The following is a 26,204-nucleotide window of genomic DNA, read 5'->3' as shown; positions in this document are numbered from 1 at the left end:
CAACTGGCCCTGAAATCATTTTCATGGCCGGTTTTGAACCTCGAATATTCTAAAAAATTTCTGTTAATAAAACTAATTTTTCAAATAAGTGTTAACCGACTCAACAGCAGAAGTATACCCCAATTTTCCTCCTGTATTCCTTTCAAACACGAAATCTAACCGGCCCAAATTCAAGCCAGCGAAGCCCACCTGGTTGATCAGAACAGGCTTTTTATCTAAATTCATCATCACCTCAGGGGTATTCATAAAGGTATGTGAATGCCCCCCGATTATGAGGTCAATATAACGAGTATTTTCCGCAATTACCACATCAGAAACTTTTTTATTGGGGTATCTGAAACCTAAATGAGACAGGCAAACTACGAGGTGACATTTTTCGTCTCTTTTTAATATAATTTCCATCTCCTGTGCTGTTTTCACCGGATCAAGGTAGACGGTATCACCATATTGCGGCTTGTTTACTATACCTGCCAATTCAATTCCAAGTCCAAACACACCAATTCTTATCCTACCCTTTTCAAAAACCTTGTATTTGCGGGTTTTCCCGGAAAGGATTGTATTGGAGAAATCATAGTTAGCGGTGAGAAAGGGAAATTTAGCGTGCATCAGTTGCTTGGCGAAACCATCAAGCCCAATGTCAAAATCGTGGTTGCCCATCGTGGCTGCGTCATAACCCAGCATGCTCATTAGCTTAAACTCCAGCTCTCCTCCATAGAAATTGAAATACGGGGTTCCCTGAAAAATGTCGCCGGCATCCAATAACAACACATTCTTTTCTTCAGCCCTAATCCTATTGATCAGTGCTGCACGCTGTGCAATTCCTCCTCGCCCGGGATAATCTACGTCGTCCATAGGAAAGGGATCTATTCTGCTGTGCCAGTCGTTCGTATGAAGAATTGTTAATTTGGTTATGTCGTCAAATGAAAAAGCACTGCCAAGCCCTCCAAGGGCGATTAAGGCCGAGCTTGCCAACGTATTCTTGATAAAGCTTCTTCTATTCATTGCTACTCGGCTTATCGCTGATTATCCTACCTTCTATTGCGGGATTAATTGACTTTCCCTTGGCCGTCTCACCTTTTAAGTACGAGATAATCGCATCCCGAACTTTTATCCTTGAATCCCTACGATCCAAACCCTTTTTATAAAACACAGCATCATCTCCCCCGTTAGCCATATAATCGTTCGTTAGTACGATATATGACCTTGATAGATCGATCGGTCTTCCCTGAACTTTTATATTCACCGCTTTACCGTTGCCGATTTCAAACGATGCCTTCGCAATCGGATCTCCTCCTCTCGCGGCTATGTAGTTAAAGACCTCCAGGATCTCCGATCCCTTGAGCTTCAATGTTACCAGGTAGTTTTCAAAAGGCATCAGCTCATACACCTTGTAGGTCCTGATGTCTCCTGCGGGAAGCGGAACCCGTAATCCCTTATAATTAGCGTGAACAAAATCGAAATCTATTCCATTTGCTGCAGCTGCCGCAGCCATTGCGTCAGTAACCAGGTTATTAAGCCTTCCTTCCGGCTTTTTCCGTAGGATTTCTGCCGAGGACCTGGCAATTACAGCATTCATTTGAGAGTCTATCGACGTTTTGTAAGGTTGGTAAAATCGCCAAACCGTTGAATCTTTCGGCATGTCCTTCTGCAGCTCATACAGCGCCGAATTCTGTTTCCTTGGGACTAGCCTTGGAGCGCAGGAAGAAAGTAATATACAAGAAAAAGAAACTAACGCTACGTAGTAATATTTCATTAAAAAGAGACCGTATGAATCAGAAAATTTGCTGGATGTCGGCTTTTACAACTGCCAATGCTACTTCGTAGGGGTTCTCGTCCATAGCTGCCAGATGCGCCAGAATTGTTTTACTTAGGTCTACAGATTTCGCATCAGCTGGCAATACTTTAGCTGTGTTGTTGATCATCGCTATAGTCTCTTCTTTGAGTCGCACTATTACAGCCCAGGATTCCTGGCTTAAATACACCTGCTGAGTAACATTATGGCCATACTCGTTTTTGATCTCGTTAACCAAAACGTGCTGCATTTCCTGTGCTGACATACCAGCTACGTGCAGGCGGACCAGCAAACTGGAAGGATTTAGCCGTTCTATAAATAACACCATTCGCTCGTAGGCCTGAAGCCTCAGCGGAAGAACGGTTTGCTGAGCCGCGTTTTTCAAATCAATCAACTTCATATGTCTATTTTTATCAACCTCTGGCTTTATAACAGAATACGCGATAAAAAAGACAATCGTGCCTGCTGCCGAAAATTTTATAATATCTAGGAGAAAAGGGATCAGAGCGTTCATTGTATGTTTTGTTATTTAAGAGTCAAATAGGTGTGAGGCCGACAAAAATGGTCAATTTCGCTTATATTTGTACTAACAAAAAAAGAAAGAAAAAAGTATGGAAACAACCACTTCAATTTCACCGGTTTCTTTTACTGAAGGTGCTAAAAAAGAGTTACGAAAATTAAAAGATCAACAGGAATTAGGTGAAGATTTTGGTTTGCGTGTTGGCGTTGAAGGTGGTGGATGTGCGGGTATGAACTACATTCTTGGCTTCGATCAGAAAAAAGAAGGTGATCAGGAATTTGACATAGATGGAATTAGAGTTTTAATGCACAAAGCTCACGGACTGTATCTTGCGGGCATGGAGGTAGATTTCCAGGATGGACTTAACGCCCGGGGTTTTACCTTTAATAATCCAAATGCAAGTAAAACTTGCGGATGCGGAACATCCTTTTCCGTTTAAAACTTCTTCTTCAGACATAGAAAATCCCGTCTCTGAAAATGCGGGATTTTTTGTAGAGCATAACTCTTTATTGTAACTAATACGCGGCCCACAAGCTAACTTTCTAACTGCAGCACCTACCCCAGTAAAACTAAAGCATCTGATTTTGCAGCGGATAATTCGATAATAGCTTATGGACATAAGGCAACCTAAGGGCATGATCTAACATTTGAACGTGCTTCATCTTATGCAAATCAGTACCAATAAAATCGATCAAAAAAGCATCTACCAGTTCTTCTGCGGCTTTCTGGGCCGTCTTCCCGTAAAAGCCTGTTAGCGAAGTAGTGTTCAACTGCAAGTAGCAACCGGCGTTCTTAATCCGGTGATAATTTTCGATATCAGAGGCCAGATAAGAATACCGCTCGGGATGAGCGAGCAAGGGAGTATAGCCCTTATCTTTTATTTTGGAGATCGTATCCATCAGGTTTTGAGGGTAGTTGACAAAAGACAATTCAAATAGCAGAAATTTCCCTCCTATCAATAAAATATCTCCCTTCCGGATTTTATTTTCAAGTGTTTCATCCAGATAATACTCGGCCGCAGCATCTATTTCGATTTCAACCTGCTGCTTCTGTAACTCCTCACGCACACCATCCAAGCCTCTTCGGATCCCGTCTGAGGTGTTGCGATAATAGTCGGCCATAACGTGGGGCGTTGTAATCACCTTTTTAAAGCCAAAATCCATCATCCTTTTTATCAGGATGATAGATTCTTCCATGGTTTGCGCACCATCGTCGATTCCCGGTATCAGGTGAGAGTGCATATCCGCTCCCACTGTCGAGAAGTCAACACCCTGATGCTCTGTATCTTTTTTCTTCTTTCTAAAAAGGTTAAAAAACATTAGCGGTTTGCATATTGCTCTTCATAATAAGCCTGGTAATGTCCTGAAGTAACGTCATTCAGCCATTCTTCATTCGTCAGATACCAGTCTACTGTCTTCTCTAAGCCTTCTTCAAACTGGAGGCTCGGTGTCCAACCCAGCTCCTTCTGCAGCTTGGAAGAATCAATTGCGTAACGCAAATCATGACCAGCACGGTCAGTTACAAAAGTGATCAACTGCTCAGAGGTTCCAGGCTCTCTGCCTAGCTTTTGATCCATTATTCTACACAACAAGCGAATAAGGTCAATGTTCTTCCATTCATTGTGTCCACCGATGTTATAGGTTGTGCCTGCAGCAGCATTATGAAAAATAACGTCTATCGCTCGTGCGTGGTCTTCCACCCAGAGCCAGTCGCGAACGTTCTCTCCTTTGCCGTAAACCGGCACCGGTTTATTGTTCTTAATATTGTTGATAGCAAGAGGGATCAATTTTTCCGGAAAATGGTAAGAACCATAGTTGTTGGAACAATTGGATATAACCACATCAATCCCGTAAGTGTCATGATAAGCACGAACAAAATGATCTGAACTTGCTTTTGACGCAGAGTAAGGACTGTGAGGATCGTAAGGAGTGTCTTCTGTAAACATTCCTGTTTCCCCAAGCGTTCCGTACACCTCGTCGGTAGACACGTGGTAAAAGCGCTTACTAGAGTAATTGCCTTTCCAATTCTTCCGTGCTGCGTTCAGGAGGTTAACCGTACCGACAACGTTAGTCATTACAAAATCCAAAGGACTAACGATAGAACGATCGACGTGGGACTCAGCTGCCAGATGTATCACGGCATCGAATCCCTCCTGCTCAAACAGAGCATCAATAAACTCCGCGTCTACAATGTCTCCTTTTACGAACTGATAATTAGGCTTACCCTCAACGTCCTTCAAATTCGCAAGGTTTCCTGCGTATGTGAGTTTATCAAGATTTACAATGTGATAGTCAGGATAAGTATTTACAAACCTGCGGACTACATGCGAACCAATAAAGCCCGCACCTCCTGTGATAAGAATCTTTTTCATCTATACTATGAAAAGTGCAGGTAGAAAACCGTCTTCCTACCTCACCTATAATTAATTAAAAGGATGTTCTTTAATGTAATTCTCCCAGGCCCAGGCAGATTTCATCATATCTTCGAGACCTAGTTCGGCTTTCCATCCTAACTCATTCTCAGCCTTACTTACATCGCCCCAAACCTGCTCTACATCTCCCGCCCGTCGAGGACCGATTTTATAATCCAGTTTGACACCAGTGCTCTCCTCAAACGCCTTGATTACTTCCAACACCGAGCTTCCCTTTCCTGTACCTATGTTGAAGATTTCGAAATTACCGCTCATTTTCGCCTCTTCCTGACGTCTCAATGCAGCAATATGCGCCTTCGCCAGATCAACTACATGGATGTAATCTCTCACGCAGCTTCCGTCAGGAGTATTGTAATCATCCCCGAACACGGTGATCGGGCCACGTTTACCAATTGCACTTTGCGTGATAAAAGGAACAAGATTTTGAGGTACGCCAATAGGGAGTTCACCAATTAAAGCTGATTCATGTGCTCCTACGGGGTTGAAATACCGCAACGAGATTACGTGGTAATTGGAGTTTGCTCCCGATACTTCGACCAAAATTTCTTCAGCTATCTGTTTGGTATTTCCGTATGGAGATTCCGCCCTCTTAACGGGTGCTTCCTCTGTAACCGGCAGTTTGTCTGGTTGACCGTAAACGGTGCAAGAGGAAGAAAATACAAAATTTACTTCTCTGCCAGCAAACGCAGTAAGCAGATTAATTAGTGAGAAAAAGTTGTTTCTATAATATTTTAAAGGCTTTTGTACTGATTCGCCTACTGCCTTATGAGCTGCAAAATGAATAACGCCGGATATGTCGGGATTTTTGGCGATCAGATCAACAGTTGCCGCTTCATCACACAGATCCAATTCATAAAACTCAGGCTTTTTCCCTGTAATCTCGGTAATCTGATCCAATATCTGGATGCTTGAATTGTCTAGGTTATCTACAATTACTACATCATATCCAGCATTTTGAAGCTCAACAACGGTATGCGAACCAATATATCCCGTACCACCTGTTACTAATATTTTGCTCATTATCTATTTATTATAGCTACTAAAATCTTTATGCTCGATTTTCTCAATCAAATCCTGCGGAAGTGATTTAAAATATTCGTAAGTGATTTTCAGCCCCTCTGCTCTCGATACCTTCGGCTCCCAGCCTAAAATCTCTTTCGCTTTTGTAATATCCGGACGACGCTGTTTCGGGTCGTCTGTCGGAAGAGGTTTTGTGATCAATTTTTGCTTCGTTCCTGTAAGCTTGATAATCTCCTCGCCAAACTCCCTGATCGTGATCTCATCCGGGTTACCGATATTGACCGGACCTGCGTAATCGGAAAACAACAGGCGGTATATACCTTCGATCAAGTCGTCCACATAACAGAACGATCTGGTTTGGGATCCATCGCCAAATACAGTAAGATCTTCACCACGAATTGCCTGACCGATAAAAGCAGGAAGCACCCGTCCATCATTCAAACGCATACGAGGACCGTATGTGTTAAAAATTCTGACAATCCGCGTTTCCAATCCATGGAAAGTATGATAAGCCATAGTGATGGCCTCCTGAAAGCGCTTCGCTTCGTCATAAACGCCACGAGGACCAACTGGATTTACATTACCCCAGTATTCTTCAGGTTGCGGATTTACGTTAGGATCACCATATACTTCAGATGTAGAAGCAATAAGGATTCTGGCCTTTTTATCCTTTGCAAGTCCTAATAAATTGTGGATACCCAAGCTCCCTACTTTCAGTGTCTGGATAGGAATTTTAAGATAATCGATAGGACTTGCCGGTGACGCGAAGTGCAAAATGTAATCCAGCTCGCCCGGTACATGAACAAACTTCGATACATCGTGATTATAGAACTCAAAGTTCTCCAAATGGAACAAGTGTTCGATATTACGCAGATCACCAGTAATCAGGTTGTCCATTGCAATAACATGGAAATCTTCTTTTATGAAGCGATCACAAAGGTGAGATCCAAGAAAGCCGGCTGCGCCGGTAATAAGTATGCGTTTTCTGCCCATTATGCTTCTACTATTTTACGGCCAATACTATTGTAATAATAACCGCAATCTATCATTTTTTGAAGATCGTACAAGTTCCGCCCGTCAAAAATAACCTTGGATTTCAGGTTTTTCTCCATCTTTTCAAAGTCAGGGGTGCGGAATAAAGACCATTCAGTAACAATGATCAGGGCATCAGCTCCTTCTAATGCTACATACGGATCCTCCGCGTATTTAATTACATCACCTTTCAGTCTTTGTACGTTAGCCATTGCTTCAGGATCGTATGCTACGATTTCAGCACCTTCTTTCACCAGTTCATCAATGATGTACAAGGCTGGAGCTTCACGGATATCATCAGTTTCAGGTTTGAACGCTAATCCCCACATTGCAAACCTTTTACCTTTCAAGTCTCCATTATAGTACTTCCGCATCTTTTCCACCAACACCGTCTTCTGCATCTCGTTCACTGCCATCACTGACTTAAGTATGCGGAAATCATAATTCGCTTCCGCAGCCGATTTTTCTAAGGCCTGCACATCTTTAGGGAAGCAGCTACCGCCGTATCCAACACCTGGAAATAAGAAACGCTTACCGATACGCGCATCTGCACCAATACCGCGACGAACCATGTCTACGTCGGCACCTACCAGCTCACACAGGTTCGCAACCTCGTTCATGAAGGTAATTTTGGTAGCAAGGAAAGAGTTTGCTGCATATTTAGTAAGCTCGGAAGAGCGCTCGTCCATAAAAATAATGGGGTTACCAGAACGCACATATGGAGCATAAAGCTCCTCCAACAATTTCCGTGCTCTATCGCTGCTTGTTCCTACAACCACCCGATCCGGTTTCATGAAATCCTCAACAGCTACACCTTCGCGCAAAAACTCAGGATTTGACACCACATCCACTTCAACATCTGTATTCTCAGTAAATACCGCTTTCACCTTGTCGGCGGTACCCACTGGAACAGTTGATTTGGTGATTACAACTTTATAATCCGTGATAATCTTTGCGATATCTTTTGCTGCTCCCAGCACGAAGCTTAAATCGGCAGAACCATCACCTCCCGGAGGAGTTGGCAACGCCAAAAAGATGATCTTTGCATCGGTAATTGCTTCAGCTAGATCAGTAGTGAATTTTAGCCTTCCCTGTGCAATAGTACGGTGAAAAAGGATCTCAAGACCAGGTTCATAAATCGGGATCTGGCCCTGTTTCATCTTTTCAACCTTCTCCTCGTTAATATCAACACAGGTTACAGTATTACCTGTTTCTGCAAGACATGTTCCGGTTACTAAACCTACATATCCTGTACCTACTACGGCTATTTTCATATAATGAAATGTTATTTAACAGATTTAGAGTATTTTCGGCGAATATAAAACATTTAAGCAAGCAAAATGCTAATTCTTTACAACTTTGGTATAGGAATTTATTACTTATTAATATTTATTTTCCATTTCTTTAATACCAAGGCTAAACTCTGGATCGAGGGAAGGAGAAATCTGTTTCAAAGAATAGCACAAGAAGTAGATCCGAGAGCTGAAAAAGTATGGTTTCATTTTGCTTCTTTGGGCGAATTTGAGCAAGGACGACCGGTGCTTGAGAAAGTTAGAGAACAATATCCAAACTATAAAACTCTCATCACCTTCTTCTCCCCCTCCGGCTACGAGCTCCGCAAAAACTACCAGGGAGCGGATTACATCTTCTATCTTCCACTTGACACCAGGTTCAATGCTGAAAAGTTCATACAGCTGACCAAGCCACAACTCGCTATTTTCACTAAGTACGAATTTTGGTATCATTACTTCAAAGAGCTGCAACGAGAAGGCATACCGCTCTACCTCATTTCCGGTATCTTCCGGGAATCGCAACCATTTTTTAAATGGTATGGAGGACTAAACAGAAAGATGCTGAAGCGGGTGAGTCACTTTTTTGTTCAGGATGGAAGAAGCAAACAGTTGCTAGAGGACATCAATATTAACAATGTAACTGTAAGCGGGGATACGAGGTTTGATCGGGTAGCCGAGAATGCAGCATCTGCAAAGCAGTTTGAGAAAGTGGAAACTTTCTGTGGAGTAAATCCCGTTTTAGTAGCTGGCAGTACCTGGCCCGAAGATGAAAAATTAATTGCTGGCCTTGCAAAAGAATACCCGCAGTGGAAGTTTGTTGTTGCACCGCACGAAATCAAAGAAGAAAAAATTCAGGCCTTTATATCCCTGCTCGAACCCGGAATCGCTGTTAGATACTCGGAGTTCGATCAAATTGAGAAAGCGTTCCAGCATCGTGTTCTGATAATTGATAATATTGGGATGCTCTCTTCACTGTATCAATATGGAAAAGTTGCTTACATCGGCGGAGGTTTTGGAGTTGGCATTCACAACACCCTTGAAGCTGCTGCTTTTGCCATTCCAGTCATCTTCGGCCCTAATTACGACAGATTTCTGGAAGCGAAGGCACTAATTTCTGCAGAAGCAGGTTTTTCAATTAGTAATCGGGAGGAGCTACAAGATATCATGCGAAAGCTGCAAAATGAAGAATTTCGCACAAAAACCGCTGCCGCCGCCGGTCGATTAGTTCAGGAAGGAAAAGGCGCCACAGGGATTATCCTCAACCATTTGGAGAAACAGCTGGCGAACCCATCGAACTAGTTTCTGATATTAGCGAATTAGCTTTGGGGGCCTGCCATTGCACCAAGAACTAGCCCTTCACCATTTTCTCCAGCGCAGCAATCCAACGCGGATCATCGTTCAAGCTTTCTACCAGTTGCACTTTCTCCCCGCCTAAAGCTTTGAACTCTTCGTTGTACTCTTCAACAATCTCATATAGTGTTTCAAGGCAATCGGCGACAAACGCTGGACTAAAAACCAATAACCTCTTTGCACCTTTTTCAGCTTGCTCTTTCAAAACATCGGAAGTGTAAGGCTTTTTCCAGGGGGAGTTGCCCAATCTTGATTGGAAACATACGGTGTACTTATCCCTTGAAATACCCAATTTTGCAGCAATCAACCTGGCAGTATCGTGCGATTGTGCAGAGTAGCACATTCTGTTTGCATCATTAAACCGTGAACAGCAGTCTGCTACCTTCAAACAATATTTCCCGGTATCATCTGCTTTGGTGAGTTGCCGTTCAGGCAGTCCGTGAAAACTAAACAGAACATGATCGAAGCTATCTGGATTATATTTTCTTGCGTTTTCTGCAAATACCTCTATCATCCCTTCATTATCATGAAACGAACTAATGAAAGAAATATCTGGAATAGTTGGCCATTTACTTACAATTTCCATCACCTTTTGGTTAACAGAACCAGTTGATGCTGAGGCATATTGAGGAAAAAGAGGAATTACTTTAATACTGGCAACTTGCTTTCTCTTAAGGGCTAAAAGCGCCGACTCAATGGAAGGACTTTGATATCGCATGGCTAATTCAACCACGTAATCGTTACCCAACCTTTCCTGCAGCAATTCTTTCTGGCGGATACTATAATAAAGCAGCGGAGAGCCGGTTTCATCAGACCAGACTTCTTTGTAAATTTTGGCTGATTTAGGCCCGCGAAAAGGAACGATAATACCTTTGACAAGGAGCGTTCTGTTAATAGTTGGAATATCGATTACCCGCTCATCCATTAAAAACTCGTCCAGGTATTTACGAACATCCGAAACTGAAGGACTATCTGGTGTACCCAGATTAACCAATAACACTCCCTGTTTTCTCATATTTCTTTTTAGCTAGCCGAATGGCTTATAGAGTCTGCTTTTAAAACTGCAAATATATGTGGGCGATATTATTGCCAGTTAACGGAAGATAATATTTGACTTAAGCAACACAATTTGCGGATCATGAGCACTTAACGCAGCTTCCAGAGCTGCCACCAGGGGGTTCCAGGAGAATTATGGTGCTCGTAATGATAACCAAAGAAGTAGCAGGACAAAAACGCGAGTACATGATTTTTCCGCTGCGTTCTCGAGTGGTGCTTGTTCAAATGTTCTCCGTGGTGGGGTAGCCAGGTTCCGAAATAAAATAATTGCAAAGTACTAAGCAACGAGGGTAGCACCCAGAACAGTAGTAAGTTCCGCTCCTCAATCCAGATCTTCAACACATTGAAAACAAGAGCCATAATAAGCACCTGCCAGATACTGAGGTACTCCTTCATAAACTGAAAATACCAGCTCCAGAAACCACCTTCGTGGTAATCGGGATCCAACTCCGAGTGTACATGCCGATGATGCTCATGGTGTTTCTTATACAGCCTGGAAAAGGGAAAAGCGGCGTACAGAGCCGTACAAATTTGGCCAATGACCCGGTTGACGGTTGCAGAAGATGAAACTGTACCGTGCATGGCGTCATGGGCAGTAATGAAAAGTCCGGTATAAAGGTGCATCTGCACCAAGATCATCAGATATACGAGAGGGTTACTCCAGGAAAAATCCCATAGAAAAAGAGAGGACAGGCAAATCAGCCAGACCGATATAATAACTACAGCTACTACTACCCCGATGTTTGACGCAGGCTTCATACCTGTTTTAAGCCCTGAACCGGAAAAATGTTTGAGCTTAATAAGCTTCGAGCGTTTGTTTTACCTTCTCCATCAACCACATAGGCGTAGAGGTAGCTCCGCAAATCCCTATCTTATCGTTTCCGTTAAACATTGAGGGACTGAGTTCTTCTGGCTGAGAAATAAAATAGGTATCCGGATTGTATTGCTTGCAAACTTCAAACAACACCTTGCCATTAGAAGATTTCTTGCCTGAGACAAATACGATTTTGTTGAATTTCTTTACGAAGTTTCTGAGTTCCTCATCCCGGTTAGACACCTGGCGACAGATGGTGTCATTAGCTTTTACCTCAAAACCGCGGTTCAGCAACTCGGACTTTATCTGGTAGAACTTGTCGGTACTTTTGGTGGTCTGACTATAGAGGGTAAACTTTTGAGGGAGATCAACATTGTCCAGCTCTGCCAGGTCTTGGAAAACTAAGGCATCGTTATTAGTTTGCCCTTGCAGCCCGATCACCTCAGCATGACCGTGTTTCCCGAATATCAAAATCTTCTCGTTGTCGTCGTAAGAGTTTTTAATCCGGTTTTGCAGTTTTAACACAACAGGGCAGGATGCGTCAATCAACGTGATATTATTCTCCAAAGCTGTCTTGTACGTTTCAGGAGCTTCTCCGTGTGCTCTGATCAACACCTTCTCGTTGTTCAGGCTTTTCAGGTCTTCATGATTGATGATCCTAAGTCCTTTTTCCTTTAAGCGTGCCACTTCCTCGTCGTTATGAACGATATCTCCGAGGCAATACAGATAACCTTCTTCTTCGAGAATTTCCTCCGCCATATCAATAGCGTAAACTACTCCGAAGCAAAAGCCCGAATCCTGATCTATCTTAACCTCAAGGTTTAAACTCATAGCGCAAAAATACTAAATTGTTTTCAGGCCGCTTTTACATTCAAGGCTATAAAAAACAAAAACTGAACGACAAATAATACGGCTCCTGTCGGATTTCGCTTCTCGAAGTTCAAATAAAAGAACAGGGCTGATACTACCAGGGAAAACAAGAACCACGCAAGGTAGTTTTGCAGCGGCACGGATTGTCCCACCCAATCCCAATAATCAAATCGGATAGCTACTGGCTCTATCAAAACGTCCATGAGCGTTACCAATGCGGCGCTGATAATAGTCGACACCAGTTTATTTCTTAACCCCAGGTGGTAGATAAAAGCGCCGGCCGAGTAAATTACCAATACCCAATTTACCCCAATCATCAAGGGGATCTCCGCTACTTTATATCCCAGGGTAGTCTTGTAGAAGTACTGTCCGAAAATCATTCCGGTATGCACGCCTATGAATTCTATAAAATATCCTGCCAGGTAAACAACCAGAAGAAAAACGCCAAATGGCCCGTTTCTGTCCCTATGACTCAGCAACAAAAGCAGAAGCATTAGCAACAGATGACCGGGAACCAATTGCTTAAAGACTGGTACAAGCTGGGGTATAGAAAACCCTATGAAGCCAACGAGATGAAAGACAACAACAATTAAGCTACAAACAGATTCCTTCGTTAATCTCATTCTAATTAAGGGCTTATTCTCCGTCCTTTCCAGCGAATACTTTTGTCCAAGTGTTTTTTAATGGAGACAAACGAGATAACCAGCATCGAAAGCATCTGTATGGGATGAAAGAGGAGATTTAACAGTACGTTTTGTCCGCTAGCCAGCGAGATCATTATCCGCGAAAGCACAATCAGGGCAATAGCGAAAAACAAGAGCTGGAGGTCGAGGTAAAAAGCGATAAACAAAGGACCGAGCATGACGAGCAGTAAGTAACACAATAAGGCGGGAATACTATTATTGAATCCGGCTAACAGGTTTTTACTAAATCCATCTACCGCTTCCGAGAAACTTTTATACATCCTGCAAGAGATATACTTGTTGGCCAAGAGCGCCTCTACAGGGTATTGATAGGCTTTCACAAGTTTCATTATTTCCATGTCCTCCACCACTTTATCTTTCACTTGAGCATGCCACAGATGGGCGTGGTAGGAAGCGGCATCAAAAAACATAAATTGGCCGCTGGCGGCTGAGAACTTTGCACTCCTGGAAAGTCTGACCAGACGTAAGGGCAAGGTATTCAGCAATAGATAATGCATCAAAGGAACAACCAGGCGCTCGCCTACTGATCCCATGATCTGGTTGGTAAACAGACTTAGCAGCGCAAGTTTCCCCATCTTCATGCGATGAATCACATTATTAATCAGACCGTTTGCAACAACTTCATCCGCATCTAAAAACATGAGATACTTCCCTTTAGCCAGAAGGGACAACTGGTGGCAGGCATAGTTTTTCCCCAACCACCCTTCTGGCAGTTCCGCTCCCTTTACAACCGAAAAGCGTTTATCGCCCTTACAGAACTCTTCACAAACTTCGAAAGTACTGTCGTCTGAATCGTCGTCCAGAATAATTACCTCGTAGTTGGTATAGTCCTGCTCTTGAATAGATTCTAGTAAGTCCAGAATATCCTCCTCCTCGTTTCGGGCCGGAATTAAAATAGAAACAAGCTCATTATAGTGCCTGGGTGATCTGGTAAGCTTTGGATTCGAAATAAAATTGAACAGCGTAACAGAAAATCGAAGAATCAGGAAAAAGAAGACTATATAAAATATTAGCATCCGTTATACTGCATGGCGACTGTGTAGCTGTCGCGAATGTTCATAATGATTATTGTAGGCTTTTTTTATTAGCTGTAAACTAAGGTATTCCTGCGACTGCCAAAGTTTAAGATAACAATAAAAGGACGGTTTCCGTTTTTCGAAATAATCAACGAAAGTTGCAGCAAAAAGGTATTGGAATTTTTTTTCGGATGAATTGATAATGGCCGAAACACCTTTTTCGAACTCGACTGAAGGCACCTGATTGGAGTACAATTTCCCTTGGGGGAACACTAGCACAAGATTTTCAGGCTTGTTCAACAAGGAGCCGGCTTCCTGTAAAGATTCTATTACCTTTCTCGATCCCGCATAAACTGGAAAGGCACCGAGGTATTTCAAAAACCAGACATTGCGATAGTTCTCCTCCGACACCATCACATGGAATTTCTTTTTAAGGTATATCTTATTGATATGGAAGTAGAGAAATCCGTCCCACCAGGAAAAGTGATTTGCGAGTAATAAAACCGCTGTATCCTGAAGCGTCACCTGGTTGAAGTGGATAGTCTTGAAATCCTTGTTCAAGATGTAACTGATATACCAGGAAAAGAATTTTCGGACCAACAACTTCATGCAGGCAAGATAACTGTTGGCCCAAAGACTGCAAAATACTCTACGTCAATTTGAAAGGGCTTGTTGTAGAGCTTTATTCAGCGAAGATCTCAAACTTCTCCCAAAAACCATCTTTAGGTAAAGGAGCGACAATATCAATCGGTTCTTTTTTTATGGGATGAACAAAGCGAAGTCGTTTAGCATGAAGACAAATGCTCTTCTTCAAGCTCCCACGCGGATACCCGTACTTGTTATCTCCGACAATAGGACAATCAAGAGTGGAGAGCTGCACTCGTATTTGATGTGGCCTTCCTGTAATAGGATCTACTTCGATCAGGTAGTACCCATTTAGTTCTCCAATCAGCTTGTAGTTCAACTCAGAGCGAAGCGATCCCTGCACTTCCTTGTCGAATGCTTTTGTAACGTTTTTTTGCGGGTTTTTCACCAGCCAGTGAACAAGGTTGCCTGCTTCAGGTACGGGCTTGTTCCGCACCACGGCCCAATATGTCTTTTTCATTTCTCTACCCTTGAACATCGCATTTATCCGATCAAGGGCTTTGCTGGTCTTAGCAAAAAGAATCACTCCGCTCACCGGGCGATCTAGGCGATGCACAACGCCAAGAAACGCGCCATTCGGTTTATTGTACTTTTTAGCAAGATAGGTCTTTACCTTTTCATCAAGCGGCTTGTCGCCTGTCTCATCCACTTGCACAATATCCCCTGCCCTTTTATTTATAGCGATAAGGTGATTGTCTTCGTACAACACATCCCTATCTGTAATTTCAACAACTTGAGTATTTGCTGTTTTTTGTCCCTTAGATTTTTCGATCACTATCTTCTATCTACAATTCAACTAGATTTTTCCCGTACTGCTCAAATTAGTACTGCTCCTTCTCGCTCGGGAAATCTGAACTTTTAACGTCCGCCACATAGCCTTTAACTGCTCCACTGATTTCTTCGTATAGATTCAAATACTGTCGTAAAAAGCGGGGTCGAAAACCTTTCGTTAAGCCCAGCATATCGTGCACCACCAATACCTGACCATCACAAGCGGCACCAGCACCAATTCCAATGGTGGGAATTTTCACACTTTCAGTTGCCGCAGCAGCCAGCTTGGCCGGAATCTTCTCAAGCACCACGGCAAAACATCCTGCCTCCTGCAATACCAGCACATCCTTTTTTAGCTTTTCTGCCTCTGCCTCTTCCTTGGCTCTTACCGTGTAGGTCCCGAACTTATATATAGATTGAGGAGTAAGCCCCAAATGGCCCATCACGGGAATTCCTGCAGTAATTATACGTTCAATTGACTCCCGGATCTCCTCGCCGCCTTCCAACTTAACGGCATGAGCGCCGCTTTCTTTCATAATGCGGATAGCAGAGTTTAAAGCCTCTTTCGAGTTTCCCTGGTACGAACCAAAGGGAAGATCAACTACCACCAAACTTCTTTTTGCCGCTCTGACTACTGATGAAGCATGGTAGATCATCTGGTCAAGTGTAATCGGTAAAGTAGTCTCGTGTCCAGCCATTACATTGGAAGCAGAATCGCCCACCAGTATAGCATCAATACCCGCCTCGTCCACTATGCGGGCCATCGAATAGTCGTAGGATGTCAGCATGGAAATTTTTTCTCCCCGAAGCTTCATCTCCTGTAATGTATTGGTAGTAATGCGTTTTATTTCTGTATTAACCGACATTTTTATGTGTTAAAAAATCTGAAGTAAAGGTAGAAAGTAAATTTAAAAACAGACTTTAAAAAATGGGCATAATCTCTTACCTTTGTCTCCTGTGAAATTTGAAGTCGATTGCTTCAGCCTGTTGCATACCGCGGCCGGAAGTTCTTCCGGAAATCTTAAGTTTTTTCATTTATTTTCTGAAAATGAGGACTGTGAGTCCATTGATTCGAGCATGATTATTGCTTACGGAGCAGATGCGGACTATCTTGAGTATCAATGGCTGAAAGATTCTTTACACCAAAACAATTTAAAAAAGCAAAACACGATAAACTGAAATGACGAATTACACCAAATTACCTGCTGTACTCTTACTGGAAGACGGAACTGTATATCACGGAAAAGCTGCCGGCAAAATTGGCACCACAACGGGAGAGATTTGTTTCAATACTGGTATGACTGGTTATCAGGAAATTTTCACAGACCCGTCTTACTTCGGGCAAATAATGGTTACCACCAATGCACACATCGGTAATTACGGTGTAAACGATGAAGAAATCGAATCAGGCGACATCAAAATTGCAGGCTTGGTTTGTAAGAACTTCAATATTGTGTATAGCAGAAAGCAGTCTGACAAATCAATTCAGGATTACTTTCAGGAAGAGAACATCGTAGGTATATCAGATGTAGATACCCGCTCGCTAGTAAGACACATCAGAGACAAGGGAGCGATGAATGCGATCATCTCTTCAGAAATTCTTGATCTGGATGAATTGAAGCAAAAACTTGCTGACGTTCCTTCCATGGCAGGCCTCGAGCTCTCTTCTCAAGTGTCTACGAAAGAGCCTTATTTCTATGGAAAGGAAGATGCAAAAAACCGTGTCGCCGTCCTTGACCTGGGCGTAAAGAAAAACATCCTGAGGAATTTTGACCATCGTGATGTGTACGCAAAAGTATTCCCTGCTACTACTCCTTTTGAGGAGATGGAGAAATGGGCGCCAGATGGATACTTTATCTCCAATGGCCCTGGTGATCCTGCAGCTATGCCTTATGCCATTGACACTGTAAAAAAAGTTTTGGAAGCCGATAAACCGCTTTTCGGAATTTGTCTTGGACATCAGTTGCTAGCGCAGGCAAACGGCATTCGGACTATGAAAATGTTCAACGGACACCGCGGACTAAACCATCCTGTTAAAAATATCATTATGGACCATTGTGAGGTAACCTCCCAGAACCATGGTTTTGGTGTTGTTGCTGAGGACGTAAGAAACTCTGACAAAGTAGAAATCACTCACGTTAACCTAAATGATGACTCGATTGAAGGAATCAGAGTGAAGGACAAAAGAGCTTTTTCGGTTCAATACCACCCGGAATCATCTCCTGGCCCTCATGATTCACGCTATCTCTTCGATCAATTTGTCGACATGATGGAGAAAAAATAAAACTTGTAATAAAAAGCCCGCTTTTACTAACGAAAGTGGGTTTTTTATTACAAGTCGAACAAGAAAATTACAAATATCATTTTTTTAAGTATATAAAACATTAATTTTGATGGGCCTCTCCGCTTAGTGTCTGCATTACACTAACAATACCCGTGCAATTTAGATGTGGGAGATCCATTAGGTAAACAATTAATAAGAAACAAATGAGCTTAATTTTAGACGTACATGCCCGTCAAATCCTTGACTCTCGTGGCAATCCTACTATTGAAGTAGACGTGATTACTGAAAACGGCATCCTTGGTCGTGCTGCTGTCCCATCTGGTGCTTCTACAGGAGTACACGAAGCGGTGGAACTTCGTGACAACGACAAGGCAACATACATGGGAAAAGGTGTATTGAATGCTGTTAAAAACGTAAACGAAATCTTAGCTAAAGAACTAAAGGGTCTGGATGTTTTTGAACAAAACACCATCGATGCCCTGATGATTAAGATTGATGGCACAGAAAACAAGGGTAAGATTGGCGCGAACGCTATTTTAGGTGTTTCTTTGGCCGTAGCAAAAGCTGCAGCACAAGAGAGCCGTCAACCACTTTACCGTTACATTGGTGGAGTTAACGCAAATACGCTTCCTATCCCAATGATGAACATCGTAAATGGTGGTTCTCACTCTGACGCTCCTATCGCTTTCCAGGAATTTATGATCATGCCGATCGGCGCATCATCTTTTTCGGAAGCATTACGTTGGGGAACTGAAGTATTTCACAACCTGAAAAAAATCCTGCACGACAGAGGTCTTTCTACTGCAGTAGGTGATGAAGGTGGATTTGCTCCAACATTTGCAGGTACAGAGGATGGTGTTGAAACTATTTTACAAGCAATTGAAAAAGCAGGTTACAAACCGGGTGAAGATATTTACCTGGCCTTCGACTGTGCAGCTTCTGAGTTCTACAAAGACGGCAAATACGATTATACTAAATTTGAAGGTGAAAAAGGTGCCATCCGCAGCAGTGCAGAACAAGTGGAGTACCTGGCTCAGCTGGTAGAGAAATATCCGATTGTATCTATCGAAGACGGTATGGCGGAAGATGATTGGGATGGATGGAAAATGCTGACAGACCGCATTGGCGACCGCGTTCAACTAGTAGGCGACGACTTATTTGTTACTAACGTTAAGCGTTTACAACAAGGTATTGATAACAGCACTGGTAACTCTATCCTGGTAAAAGTAAACCAAATAGGTTCACTAACTGAAACTATCAACGCTGTTTCTTTAGCACAAAACAGTGGTTATACTTCCGTAATGTCTCACCGTTCTGGCGAAACCGAAGATGTTACCATTGCTGATTTGGCTGTTGCGTTAAACTGTGGTCAGATCAAAACCGGTTCAGCGTCACGTTCAGACAGGATCGCTAAATACAACCAACTACTTCGCATCGAAGAAGAATTAGGAGCAAATGCCAAATTCATTGGCAAGAACTTCAAATTCTTGAAAAAATAGTCTGCTGATTAATATCGGTAAACATAAACATCCCGGATTTTGATAAATTCGGGATGTTTTTATATTTGTACCTATGAAAAGAACAGTTGGGTTAATCAGCAATAAATACTTCCTTGTAACTGCGTTTTTCGTAGCCTGGATGTTATTCTTTGATCGAAACGACCTGATGTCGCAATACGAATACCGCTCTCAGTTAAACAAGCTACAAGAAGAAAAGGAATTTTACACCAAAGAAATTCAGCAAGTACGAAAAGACTTGGACGAACTGACCACGAACCGGGAGAGGCTGGAGAAATTTGCCCGTGAGAAGTACCTGATGAAAAAAGAGAATGAAGATGTGTATGTGATCGTAAAGGAGAAATCTAAAGAAGAAAAGTCGCTTTTTTAATAATCAATTTCAATTAAACCTTCTATCTGTCAAGTGCCGAGACTGTATTCCAACATACTCCGTGGACTGTTATTCTTTCAATTGATGACTGGAGTTGCTAGTACTTATGGAACTGAAAGATGGGATAACTATCGCGAATATAAGACGGAGTCTACACCTTCTATTAAAACCAGAATCTCCGAACTTTCCTTTGTTGGGGAAATACAAGGCATTTCATACATACGAATGACCCTTACCGAAGTACAACAGAAAACCACCTTCAGTAGCAGGGCGATACTAAAATACAAAGGCAGCTACTATGAAGCCGTCAGCGGTAAAACTTTTGCACTTGTAGGTTCTTTTGACACCGACAAACGCTCTTGGTCTTTCAAATGCTTTGATTCGCAAAATGTTAATGTCTCCAGTTTTATCGGCAAACAAGGTGTAGATGGAACAATCAAAGGCGTGTGGAAGCAGAAGAAAGCGTCTTTCCCCTTCTACTTGAAGCTACAAGAATAGAGAAAACCTAAAGCTCTCCGCTTCGCTTCCGCCCGAACCACTCAAGAGTAAGCAGGAAGAGTATCAAGAAGAAAATCCATTTAAGGTTGACTAGCTCATCAAATCTACGGTTTTCGTAAGATACCGTTTTTACCAGTTCGTTATTCTTAACTTTGTCTCCTAGTTCAGTTATCTGATGCGGAAAAACTGTCTCTCCACCACTTTCAACCGAAAGGGTATTTAACAATTGATGATTAGCCGTAGTCTCCCTCAGCTCAGCGAGTTGCTGGGTAATAATAAATTGCCCTCGCGCTGAATACTTGTTATTTCCAAGGGCTGTATTGGCAGTGAAAGTATATTCACCTGCAGGGAGGTTGCCGGCATCTAGAATATAGGAATTCCCAGTACGCGAAAAGATAAACGGAAAGCTTTTATTCGAGTTATTCTTCAATGTAACGGACACATCTGGAGTGTTAACCAATTCGTAGGCATCATTATAGAGCTCGGCGTTGAGCACTATATGTTCGCTTTCGTCAAAAGTATTCTGCGAGGTGTACACCCGAAATTTCCGTTTATCGTCCTTCCTTGAAAGGCACTGTACTGTTTTGCTGAGCAATTCGTCCACGGCCTGATGATTTCCATTTTCCTTAAAATCCTCCAACCGCCAACGCCATATCCCCTCGCCCGCTAACACCGCTGTTTTCCTTTCTCCTTCTGACGAGAAGGCGAGCAGAGGCTTGTCTGTCTGGATTTTCCCTACCCTTTGCTGAAGAAGTACCGAGCCTGGGCCTTTCAATCCGTAATCACCGAAAGGGGCAATAAGAGGCGAAAAACCGGCAATCTTCTTCCTTGTACTTTCGCTCAGTACAAACTCATAAAAATCACTGCTGAGGTCGGGGGTGACCTCCTGCATCGTGCCTCCCGCCGAAACCTTCAGTAAGCTCTGCGCATTAGAAAAAGCCGCTGTGTTACTTTGGGCACCCAGTATGTACCAAACGTTCTTTCTCCCCAACAACGGACCTAAACTTTCTATCGAACCTGAGGGAGACGGGACCTGATGCAAGATCACCAGATCCGCTTGTTGCAGTTGATCTTGCTTGATAAGGTTTATCAAACTACTGCTTACCTCGTAGTTCCTATTACTTTGGATGCTTTGCTTCAGCGCAGTTATATCGGGATGAGGGGAGTTCGCGATAATAAGCACCTTCTGCCGACCATCCACCACTTCCACGAAAAAAGTAAAGCTATTATTACGGGTGGATAATTCGCCTGGTACGGAGGCCACTTTCACTGTAAACTGCTGAATTCCTTTTTCTTTGGCGGATAAAGTAACAGGAACAGTTGTCCGAAACTCGTTAGAAGCGACAGAAACTATCTTACTGAACAAGACTCCATTTTTATCCGATAAGGAGACATGAGCAGCGGTTCCGCGGCTCTGAAAGGCCTCCAACAGAACCTCTACCTGAAACTCATTACCCAGAAAAACCAGGTTATTATAGTTAACGTTGGCAATCAAAAGATCTTTTTTAGGAATCGTATCGCCTAGTGCTACAGTATATACGGGAGCCTTTAAATTCAAAGCATTATATTGAGGCGTACCTCCGCGGTTGTAAATACCATCAGTAGCGAGGATAATGGCGCCGATATTTCTGTTTGCATAACGATCTGCAATAAAGCTAAAGACGGCGTTGATGTCCGTAACATTATCCTCATAGCTAGCCTGCAGTCCTTGGCGCACACTGCTACCGAAGCTAAAAGTTTTTACTTCATAGTCTCTGGAAAAGGATTGAGCGAGTTTCCTTATAGCTGTGTTGTAATTCGCCAGACTGAAACTCCCTGGAGCTCCCAAACTTACGGAAGCGGAGTTGTCTTGAACAAGTATGATCAGCGGCTTCTCGACTGTTTTATCGGATAGTTTGATATAGGGAGCAAAAAGCAGAAACACGGTAGCAGCAACCGCAAGGGTACGAGCTGCAAACAGAAATCTTTTCGTTGGTTCAGATAAATGGGACTTTTTTCTATAGAGAAAAAAAGCATATGCTACTCCGAGGAGGAGGCTAAACAACAGCCAAAGAATAGAAAAGGAAGTAAACTGCAGCTGAAATAAAAATGGCATATGTACAGAAACGTAAATATGCCATTTTTTATTTAAAAAAGTTTAAATCTGGTCTACAGCATTCCGCCATCTACGGCAATTACCTGCCCTGTGACGTAAGAAGCCATATCAGAAGCGAGGAATACACAAGCATTAGCTACATCTTCTGTTTCGCCAGCGCGCTTCAATGGAATACCAGCTTCCCATCCTTCAACCACTTTCGGGTCTAACACTTCAGTCATTTCTGTTTTGATAAATCCGGGAGCAACCACGTTCGTGCGGATGTTGCGAGAGCCTAACTCTTTCGCCATTGACTTAGAGAAGCCAATGATACCAGCTTTAGAAGCAGCATAGTTCCCCTGCCCCGCATTCCCCTGAACTCCTACCACAGAACTCATATTAATGAATACACCTTTACGGTTCTTCATCATGATTTTTGATGCGGCTTTGGTTACATTGAAGATCGACTTCAGATTCACTTCCAGTACTTCATCCCATTGCTGTTCGCTCATCCGCATCAACAAGCCGTCTTTAGTAATTCCGGCGTTGTTCACTACAATGTCAATGGTTCCAAAATCAGCAACTATATCATTAATCAATTTTTCTGCTTCATCAAATTTAGAAGCGTCAGAACGGTAACCTTTTACTTTTGTTCCTGCGGATTGAAGTTCCTGCTCTAAAGCTTGCCCCTTTTCAACCGATGATAAATAGGTGAACGCTACATTAGCGCCTTGCTCAGCAAACTTTTCAGCTATTTTACGGCCGATGCCTTTCGATGCTCCGGTAACTAAAGCCGTTTTTCCTTCTAATAATTTCATTATGTTCTATTTGAGGCCGTGAAGTTAGATATTTTTTAGAAATTGGAAAAAGAGACTAATCGACGTCTACGCCTATCTTTCTCAGATGTTCTCTGATGGAAACCGGCTTCTTGTTTTCGTCCAACGCTACAAAGGTGAGTGTACCGTGTATTGCTAGCTCCCTCCTTTCTTCGTACATCTGCTCAATAAAAATATCGACTCCTATTTTCAAACTAGTTCTTCCCAAATCCATTACCCTTGCCACCACCTCCACAATGGTACCTTCCGGGATGGGCTTACTAAAGTTAATGCGGTCGGATGACACCGTTACCACGGGAAGCCTGCAAAACCGGGTGGCAGCAATGAAAGCAGTGTCGTCCATCATTTTCATCGCTACTCCTCCGTGGAGAGTGCTGTAATGATTGGTATCTGTTGCAAAAACAGGTTTAAATATGCGTGTCTCAGAAAGAGCTTTCCGTTCTTCAATGTTCATAGGACTCAAAATAAAGAATTAAAGCCGCAATTAAGCGGCTTTAATTCTAACCTTTTTGTGGGAGTATAGTTTGGCTGCCAGGCCCTAAGAAGTTAAGACGATCAACACTCCTTGAGCATCTGGCGGTATTCCTCTTTCAGCGCCAACAAACAGGCTGCACATAAGCAACCATCAAACCTTTCGCTCACATACTGCACCTCGTTCAAGTTCAAAGACACTTTACTGCACTGGCATTTAGTGTATGAATTTGCTTTACACTCGATACGACCATTGCAGCGCTCGCAGGGAATGATTTCATGCTTAACCATGTTGATGTACAATGTTAAAAGTACCATTGCTTATGTTGATCTAATTACGATTTTAGGTTTACGAATTACGATAGCTTCGTAAATCATAAATCACAATTCGTAAATTTAACTTACGCTGAACAGGTCACGCAGCCTTCTTCCATAGAGCAAACCGGTCCTGCAGGAATTTCATCTGCAACCGCATCGACCGTTTCAGGTATAACAGGTTCCATATTTTTTCCGGCCTGATTTTCTACCGTGAACTTCACCGCCTGTGTAGCTGCTTGTGTCCGCAGGTAATACATTCCTGTCTTCAATCCCTTTTTCCAGGCATAGAAATGCATAGATGTAAGTTTTGCCGCATTAGGAGCATTAATGAACAGGTTGAGTGACTGCGATTGACAAATAAATGCGCCCCGATCAGAAGCCATATCAATGATGGTACGCATCTTAATTTCCCACACCGTTTTATACAGCTCTTTAATGTCTGCTGGAATCTCAGGGATATCCTGAATGGAACCATTAGCCGTGATGATCTTGTTTTTCATGTCGGTATTCCACAAGCCTAGCGAAACCAAGTCTTTCAACAAATGCTTGTTGACCACGATAAACTCACCACTCAACACCCGACGGGTGTAAATATTGGAAGTGTAGGGCTCGAAACATTCATTATTTCCCAGAATCTGCGAAGTAGAAGCAGTAGGCATCGGTGCTACGAGAAGCGAGTTTCTTACCCCGTGATTCATCACATCCAAACGAAGGTTCTCCCAGTCCCAGCGACCACTTTCCGGCTTCACTCCCCACATGTCAAACTGAAACTGCCCTTTTGATAACGGAGAACCTTTAAACGTTTCATAAGGCCCTTCCTGAATCGCCAGATCTTTAGAAGCTGTCATAGCCGCAAAATAGATCGTCTCAAAGATGTCCTTGTTTAGCTGCTTCGCCTCTTCACTTTCAAATGGCAGACGGAGCTGGATAAATGTATCGGCTAGCCCTTGAACACCTAAGCCAATAGGACGGTGACGGAGATTAGAATTTTTAGCCTCATCTATCGGATAGTAATTATGATCGATGATTCTGTTGAGGTTGAAGGTCACCTGATAGGTTACCTCGTAAAGTTTCTCATGATCAAAGACGCCGTTTGTGATATATCTCGGAAGCGCTAGAGAAGCCAGGTTACAAACAGCGACCTCATCGGCAGAAGTGTACTCAATAATTTCCGTACAAAGGTTCGAGCTCTTAATAGTTCCCAGGTTCTGCTGATTGGATTTCCTGTTGGCCGCATCCTTATATAGCAAGTAAGGCGTACCCGTTTCTACCTGCGCATCTAACACTGCAAACCATAGGTCCTGAGCCTTTACGGTTCTGCGGGCTCTTCCCTCAGCCTCATACTGCGTGTAAAGTGCTTCAAACTCTTCTCCCCAGCATTCGTGCAATCCCGGAGCTTCGTGCGGACAGAATAAGCTCCAGTCTTCATTGGCCTCTACCCGCTTCATAAACAGATCTGAGACCCACAGTGCGTAAAACAGATCACGCGCCCGCAGCTCTTCCTTGCCGTGATTCTTCCGCAGGTCAAGGAAATCAAAAATATCCGCATGCCATGGCTCGAGGTACACGGCAAAAGCGCCTTTGCGCTTGCCTCCGCCCTGATCCACATAACGGGCAGTATCGTTAAACACACGAAGCATCGGAATAATGCCGTTGCTCGTTCCGTTAGTACCGCTGATGTAAGAGCCTGTCGCCCGAACATTGTGGATACTCAAACCAATACCTCCTGCACTTTGTGAAATCTTAGCGGTTTGCTTCAAGGTATCGTAAATCCCGTCGATGCTGTCGTCCTGCATGGTTACAAGGAAACAGGAGGACATCTGCGGTTTCGGAGTACCGGCGTTAAACAGAGTGGGAGTCGCGTGCGTAAACCAACGCTCACTCATCAAGTTGTAGGTTTTAATGACATTTTCAATATCATGTTTATGAATCCCTACAGCCACTCGCATAAACAAATGTTGGGGACGCTCGACGATCTTTCCATCAATTTTCAACAGGTAAGATTTCTCCAGCGTTTTGAACCCAAAGTAATCGAAGCCAAAATCACGGTCGTAGATGATAGTGCTATCCAGAATATCAGCATTCGCTTCAATTGCTTCCCATACATCATCAGCAATCAGCGGAACCGGTTTATTTATTTTTGAATCTACGTAGAGATAAAGCTTCTTCATCGTTTCCGAAAAAGACTTTACCGTGTTTTTATGAAGATTGGAAACCGCTATTCGCGAGGCCAATAAGGCATAATCCGGATGCTTAGTGGTTAAAGAAGCAGCTGTTTCGGCAGCGAGACTATCTAGTTCGGAAGTTGTTACTCCATCATACAAGCCTTCAATTACCTTTTTGGCCACATCAATTGGATCAACCAATTCTGGGTTTAAGCCATAGCAAAGCTTCTCAATACGTGCGGTGATCTTATCAAATTTTACGGACTCTCTTCTTCCGTCTCTTTTTATTACAAACATATGCCCCTCCTACCCTTTACGGGATGGCTTTTGGTGTTACAAATATTTTAGTTTATTAAAT

27 protein-coding genes are annotated in these 26,204 nt (G+C 43.0%); 6 read left to right on the top strand and 21 right to left on the bottom strand.

What is annotated here, in order from left to right:
• Window positions 1-72 precede the first annotated feature (72 nt).
• The 3 genes from J4N23_RS20330 to J4N23_RS20320 are packed head-to-tail and all read right to left on the bottom strand — an operon-like array spanning window position 73 to window position 2,192.
• Window positions 73-1,002, bottom strand: coding sequence for a metallophosphoesterase (locus tag J4N23_RS20330; protein WP_207429684.1), 930 nt, complete (start codon window positions 1,000-1,002; stop codon window positions 73-75).
• Window positions 995-1,753, bottom strand: a complete 759-nt coding sequence (locus J4N23_RS20325; RefSeq protein ID WP_207429683.1) for a 5'-nucleotidase C-terminal domain-containing protein — start codon at window positions 1,751-1,753, stop codon at window positions 995-997. Before J4N23_RS20325 ends, J4N23_RS20330 begins: the two co-directional genes overlap by 8 nt.
• Window positions 1,754-1,772: 19 nt before the next feature.
• A complete protein-coding gene (locus J4N23_RS20320; protein WP_242689309.1) occupies window positions 1,773-2,192 on the bottom strand; it encodes a hypothetical protein in 420 nt (139 codons plus the stop codon).
• 211 nt (window positions 2,193-2,403) lie between these two features.
• Here J4N23_RS20320 and J4N23_RS20315 point away from each other — a divergent pair, with 211 nt between their 5' ends.
• Window positions 2,404-2,751: an iron-sulfur cluster assembly accessory protein gene (locus J4N23_RS20315; RefSeq protein ID WP_207429681.1), complete on the top strand. Its 348-nt coding sequence runs from the start codon at window positions 2,404-2,406 to the stop codon at window positions 2,749-2,751.
• 130 nt (window positions 2,752-2,881) lie between these two features.
• Here the strand turns inward: J4N23_RS20315 and J4N23_RS20310 are convergent, their stop codons facing one another.
• The 5 genes from J4N23_RS20310 to J4N23_RS20290 are packed head-to-tail and all read right to left on the bottom strand — an operon-like array spanning window position 2,882 to window position 8,069.
• Window positions 2,882-3,631: a tyrosine-protein phosphatase gene (locus J4N23_RS20310; RefSeq protein WP_207429680.1), complete on the bottom strand. Its 750-nt coding sequence runs from the start codon at window positions 3,629-3,631 to the stop codon at window positions 2,882-2,884.
• Window positions 3,631-4,683 carry a dTDP-glucose 4,6-dehydratase gene (gene rfbB / locus J4N23_RS20305; RefSeq protein WP_207429679.1) on the bottom strand — a complete coding sequence of 351 codons (1,053 nt, stop codon included), beginning with the start codon at window positions 4,681-4,683 and terminating at the stop codon, window positions 3,631-3,633. Before rfbB ends, J4N23_RS20310 begins: the two co-directional genes overlap by 1 nt.
• A gap of 51 nt (window positions 4,684-4,734) precedes the next feature.
• Window positions 4,735-5,763 carry a UDP-glucose 4-epimerase GalE gene (galE, locus tag J4N23_RS20300; protein ID WP_207429678.1) on the bottom strand — a complete coding sequence of 343 codons (1,029 nt, stop codon included), beginning with the start codon at window positions 5,761-5,763 and terminating at the stop codon, window positions 4,735-4,737.
• Window positions 5,764-5,766: 3 nt separating this feature from the next.
• Window positions 5,767-6,756 (bottom strand): UDP-glucuronic acid decarboxylase family protein, encoded by a 990-nt coding sequence (locus J4N23_RS20295; protein ID WP_207429677.1) that lies wholly within the window; start codon window positions 6,754-6,756, stop codon window positions 5,767-5,769.
• Complete coding sequence (locus J4N23_RS20290; RefSeq protein WP_207429676.1) at window positions 6,756-8,069, bottom strand: UDP-glucose/GDP-mannose dehydrogenase family protein; 1,314 nt, start codon at window positions 8,067-8,069, stop codon at window positions 6,756-6,758. The genes J4N23_RS20295 and J4N23_RS20290 overlap by 1 nt, the downstream gene beginning before the upstream one ends.
• A gap of 66 nt (window positions 8,070-8,135) precedes the next feature.
• Between J4N23_RS20290 and J4N23_RS20285 the strand changes: the two genes are divergently transcribed.
• The gene (locus J4N23_RS20285; protein ID WP_207429675.1) at window positions 8,136-9,386 is read left to right on the top strand and encodes a 3-deoxy-D-manno-octulosonic acid transferase; all 1,251 of its coding nucleotides are present in this window, start codon (window positions 8,136-8,138) and stop codon (window positions 9,384-9,386) included.
• Between the two features lie 49 nt (window positions 9,387-9,435).
• Here the strand turns inward: J4N23_RS20285 and hemH are convergent, their stop codons facing one another.
• The 8 genes from hemH to panB all read right to left on the bottom strand — a co-directional run bounded on the left by hemH (window position 9,436) and on the right by panB (window position 16,179).
• The gene (gene hemH, locus J4N23_RS20280; protein WP_207429674.1) at window positions 9,436-10,452 is read right to left on the bottom strand and encodes a ferrochelatase; all 1,017 of its coding nucleotides are present in this window, start codon (window positions 10,450-10,452) and stop codon (window positions 9,436-9,438) included.
• Between the two features lie 131 nt (window positions 10,453-10,583).
• Window positions 10,584-11,252 (bottom strand): fatty acid desaturase, encoded by a 669-nt coding sequence (locus J4N23_RS20275; RefSeq protein WP_207429673.1) that lies wholly within the window; start codon window positions 11,250-11,252, stop codon window positions 10,584-10,586.
• Between the two features lie 37 nt (window positions 11,253-11,289).
• Window positions 11,290-12,138, bottom strand: a complete 849-nt coding sequence (locus tag J4N23_RS20270) for a 4-hydroxy-3-methylbut-2-enyl diphosphate reductase (RefSeq protein WP_207429672.1) — start codon at window positions 12,136-12,138, stop codon at window positions 11,290-11,292.
• Window positions 12,139-12,161: 23 nt separating this feature from the next.
• A complete protein-coding gene (locus J4N23_RS20265; RefSeq protein WP_242689308.1) occupies window positions 12,162-12,800 on the bottom strand; it encodes a carotenoid biosynthesis protein in 639 nt (212 codons plus the stop codon).
• A 5-nt stretch (window positions 12,801-12,805) separates the two neighbouring features.
• On the bottom strand, window positions 12,806-13,897 hold the full coding sequence (locus J4N23_RS20260) for a glycosyltransferase family 2 protein (RefSeq protein ID WP_207429671.1): 1,092 nt from the start codon (window positions 13,895-13,897) through the stop codon (window positions 12,806-12,808).
• Between the two features lie 3 nt (window positions 13,898-13,900).
• Window positions 13,901-14,506: a 1-acyl-sn-glycerol-3-phosphate acyltransferase gene (locus J4N23_RS20255; RefSeq protein ID WP_207429670.1), complete on the bottom strand. Its 606-nt coding sequence runs from the start codon at window positions 14,504-14,506 to the stop codon at window positions 13,901-13,903.
• Between the two features lie 73 nt (window positions 14,507-14,579).
• On the bottom strand, window positions 14,580-15,317 hold the full coding sequence (locus J4N23_RS20250; protein WP_370527305.1) for an RluA family pseudouridine synthase: 738 nt from the start codon (window positions 15,315-15,317) through the stop codon (window positions 14,580-14,582).
• 46 nt (window positions 15,318-15,363) lie between these two features.
• Complete coding sequence (panB, locus tag J4N23_RS20245; RefSeq protein WP_207429669.1) at window positions 15,364-16,179, bottom strand: 3-methyl-2-oxobutanoate hydroxymethyltransferase; 816 nt, start codon at window positions 16,177-16,179, stop codon at window positions 15,364-15,366.
• A gap of 314 nt (window positions 16,180-16,493) precedes the next feature.
• Here panB and carA point away from each other — a divergent pair, with 314 nt between their 5' ends.
• From carA to J4N23_RS20225, 4 genes are all read left to right on the top strand, one after another.
• Window positions 16,494-17,597, top strand: coding sequence for a glutamine-hydrolyzing carbamoyl-phosphate synthase small subunit (carA, locus tag J4N23_RS20240; protein ID WP_207429668.1), 1,104 nt, complete (start codon window positions 16,494-16,496; stop codon window positions 17,595-17,597).
• Window positions 17,598-17,800: 203 nt separating this feature from the next.
• The gene (gene eno, locus J4N23_RS20235) at window positions 17,801-19,096 is read left to right on the top strand and encodes a phosphopyruvate hydratase (RefSeq protein WP_207429667.1); all 1,296 of its coding nucleotides are present in this window, start codon (window positions 17,801-17,803) and stop codon (window positions 19,094-19,096) included.
• 73 nt (window positions 19,097-19,169) lie between these two features.
• On the top strand, window positions 19,170-19,484 hold the full coding sequence (locus J4N23_RS20230; RefSeq protein WP_207429666.1) for a septum formation initiator family protein: 315 nt from the start codon (window positions 19,170-19,172) through the stop codon (window positions 19,482-19,484).
• 84 nt (window positions 19,485-19,568) lie between these two features.
• Window positions 19,569-19,982, top strand: coding sequence for a hypothetical protein (locus J4N23_RS20225; protein ID WP_207429665.1), 414 nt, complete (start codon window positions 19,569-19,571; stop codon window positions 19,980-19,982).
• 7 nt (window positions 19,983-19,989) lie between these two features.
• Here J4N23_RS20225 and J4N23_RS20220 read toward each other — a convergent pair whose 3' ends face one another.
• From J4N23_RS20220 to J4N23_RS20200, 5 genes are all read right to left on the bottom strand, one after another.
• Window positions 19,990-22,077 carry a hypothetical protein gene (locus tag J4N23_RS20220; RefSeq protein ID WP_207429664.1) on the bottom strand — a complete coding sequence of 696 codons (2,088 nt, stop codon included), beginning with the start codon at window positions 22,075-22,077 and terminating at the stop codon, window positions 19,990-19,992.
• Between the two features lie 53 nt (window positions 22,078-22,130).
• Entirely contained in the window at window positions 22,131-22,874 is a 744-nt protein-coding gene (fabG, locus tag J4N23_RS20215) for a 3-oxoacyl-[acyl-carrier-protein] reductase (RefSeq protein WP_207429663.1), read from the bottom strand.
• A 55-nt stretch (window positions 22,875-22,929) separates the two neighbouring features.
• Window positions 22,930-23,346 carry an acyl-CoA thioesterase gene (locus J4N23_RS20210; protein ID WP_207429662.1) on the bottom strand — a complete coding sequence of 139 codons (417 nt, stop codon included), beginning with the start codon at window positions 23,344-23,346 and terminating at the stop codon, window positions 22,930-22,932.
• A 101-nt stretch (window positions 23,347-23,447) separates the two neighbouring features.
• The gene (locus J4N23_RS20205) at window positions 23,448-23,654 is read right to left on the bottom strand and encodes a cysteine-rich CWC family protein (RefSeq protein ID WP_207429700.1); all 207 of its coding nucleotides are present in this window, start codon (window positions 23,652-23,654) and stop codon (window positions 23,448-23,450) included.
• A 110-nt stretch (window positions 23,655-23,764) separates the two neighbouring features.
• The gene (locus tag J4N23_RS20200) at window positions 23,765-26,143 is read right to left on the bottom strand and encodes a ribonucleoside-diphosphate reductase subunit alpha (RefSeq protein WP_207429661.1); all 2,379 of its coding nucleotides are present in this window, start codon (window positions 26,141-26,143) and stop codon (window positions 23,765-23,767) included.
• Window positions 26,144-26,204 lie beyond the last annotated feature (61 nt).

This window comes from Pedobacter sp. SYSU D00535 (assembly GCF_017355855.1).
Taxonomy (GTDB): Bacteria; Bacteroidota; Bacteroidia; order Sphingobacteriales; family Sphingobacteriaceae; genus Desertivirga.
This window is presented reverse-complemented; position numbering and strand designations above follow the sequence as displayed.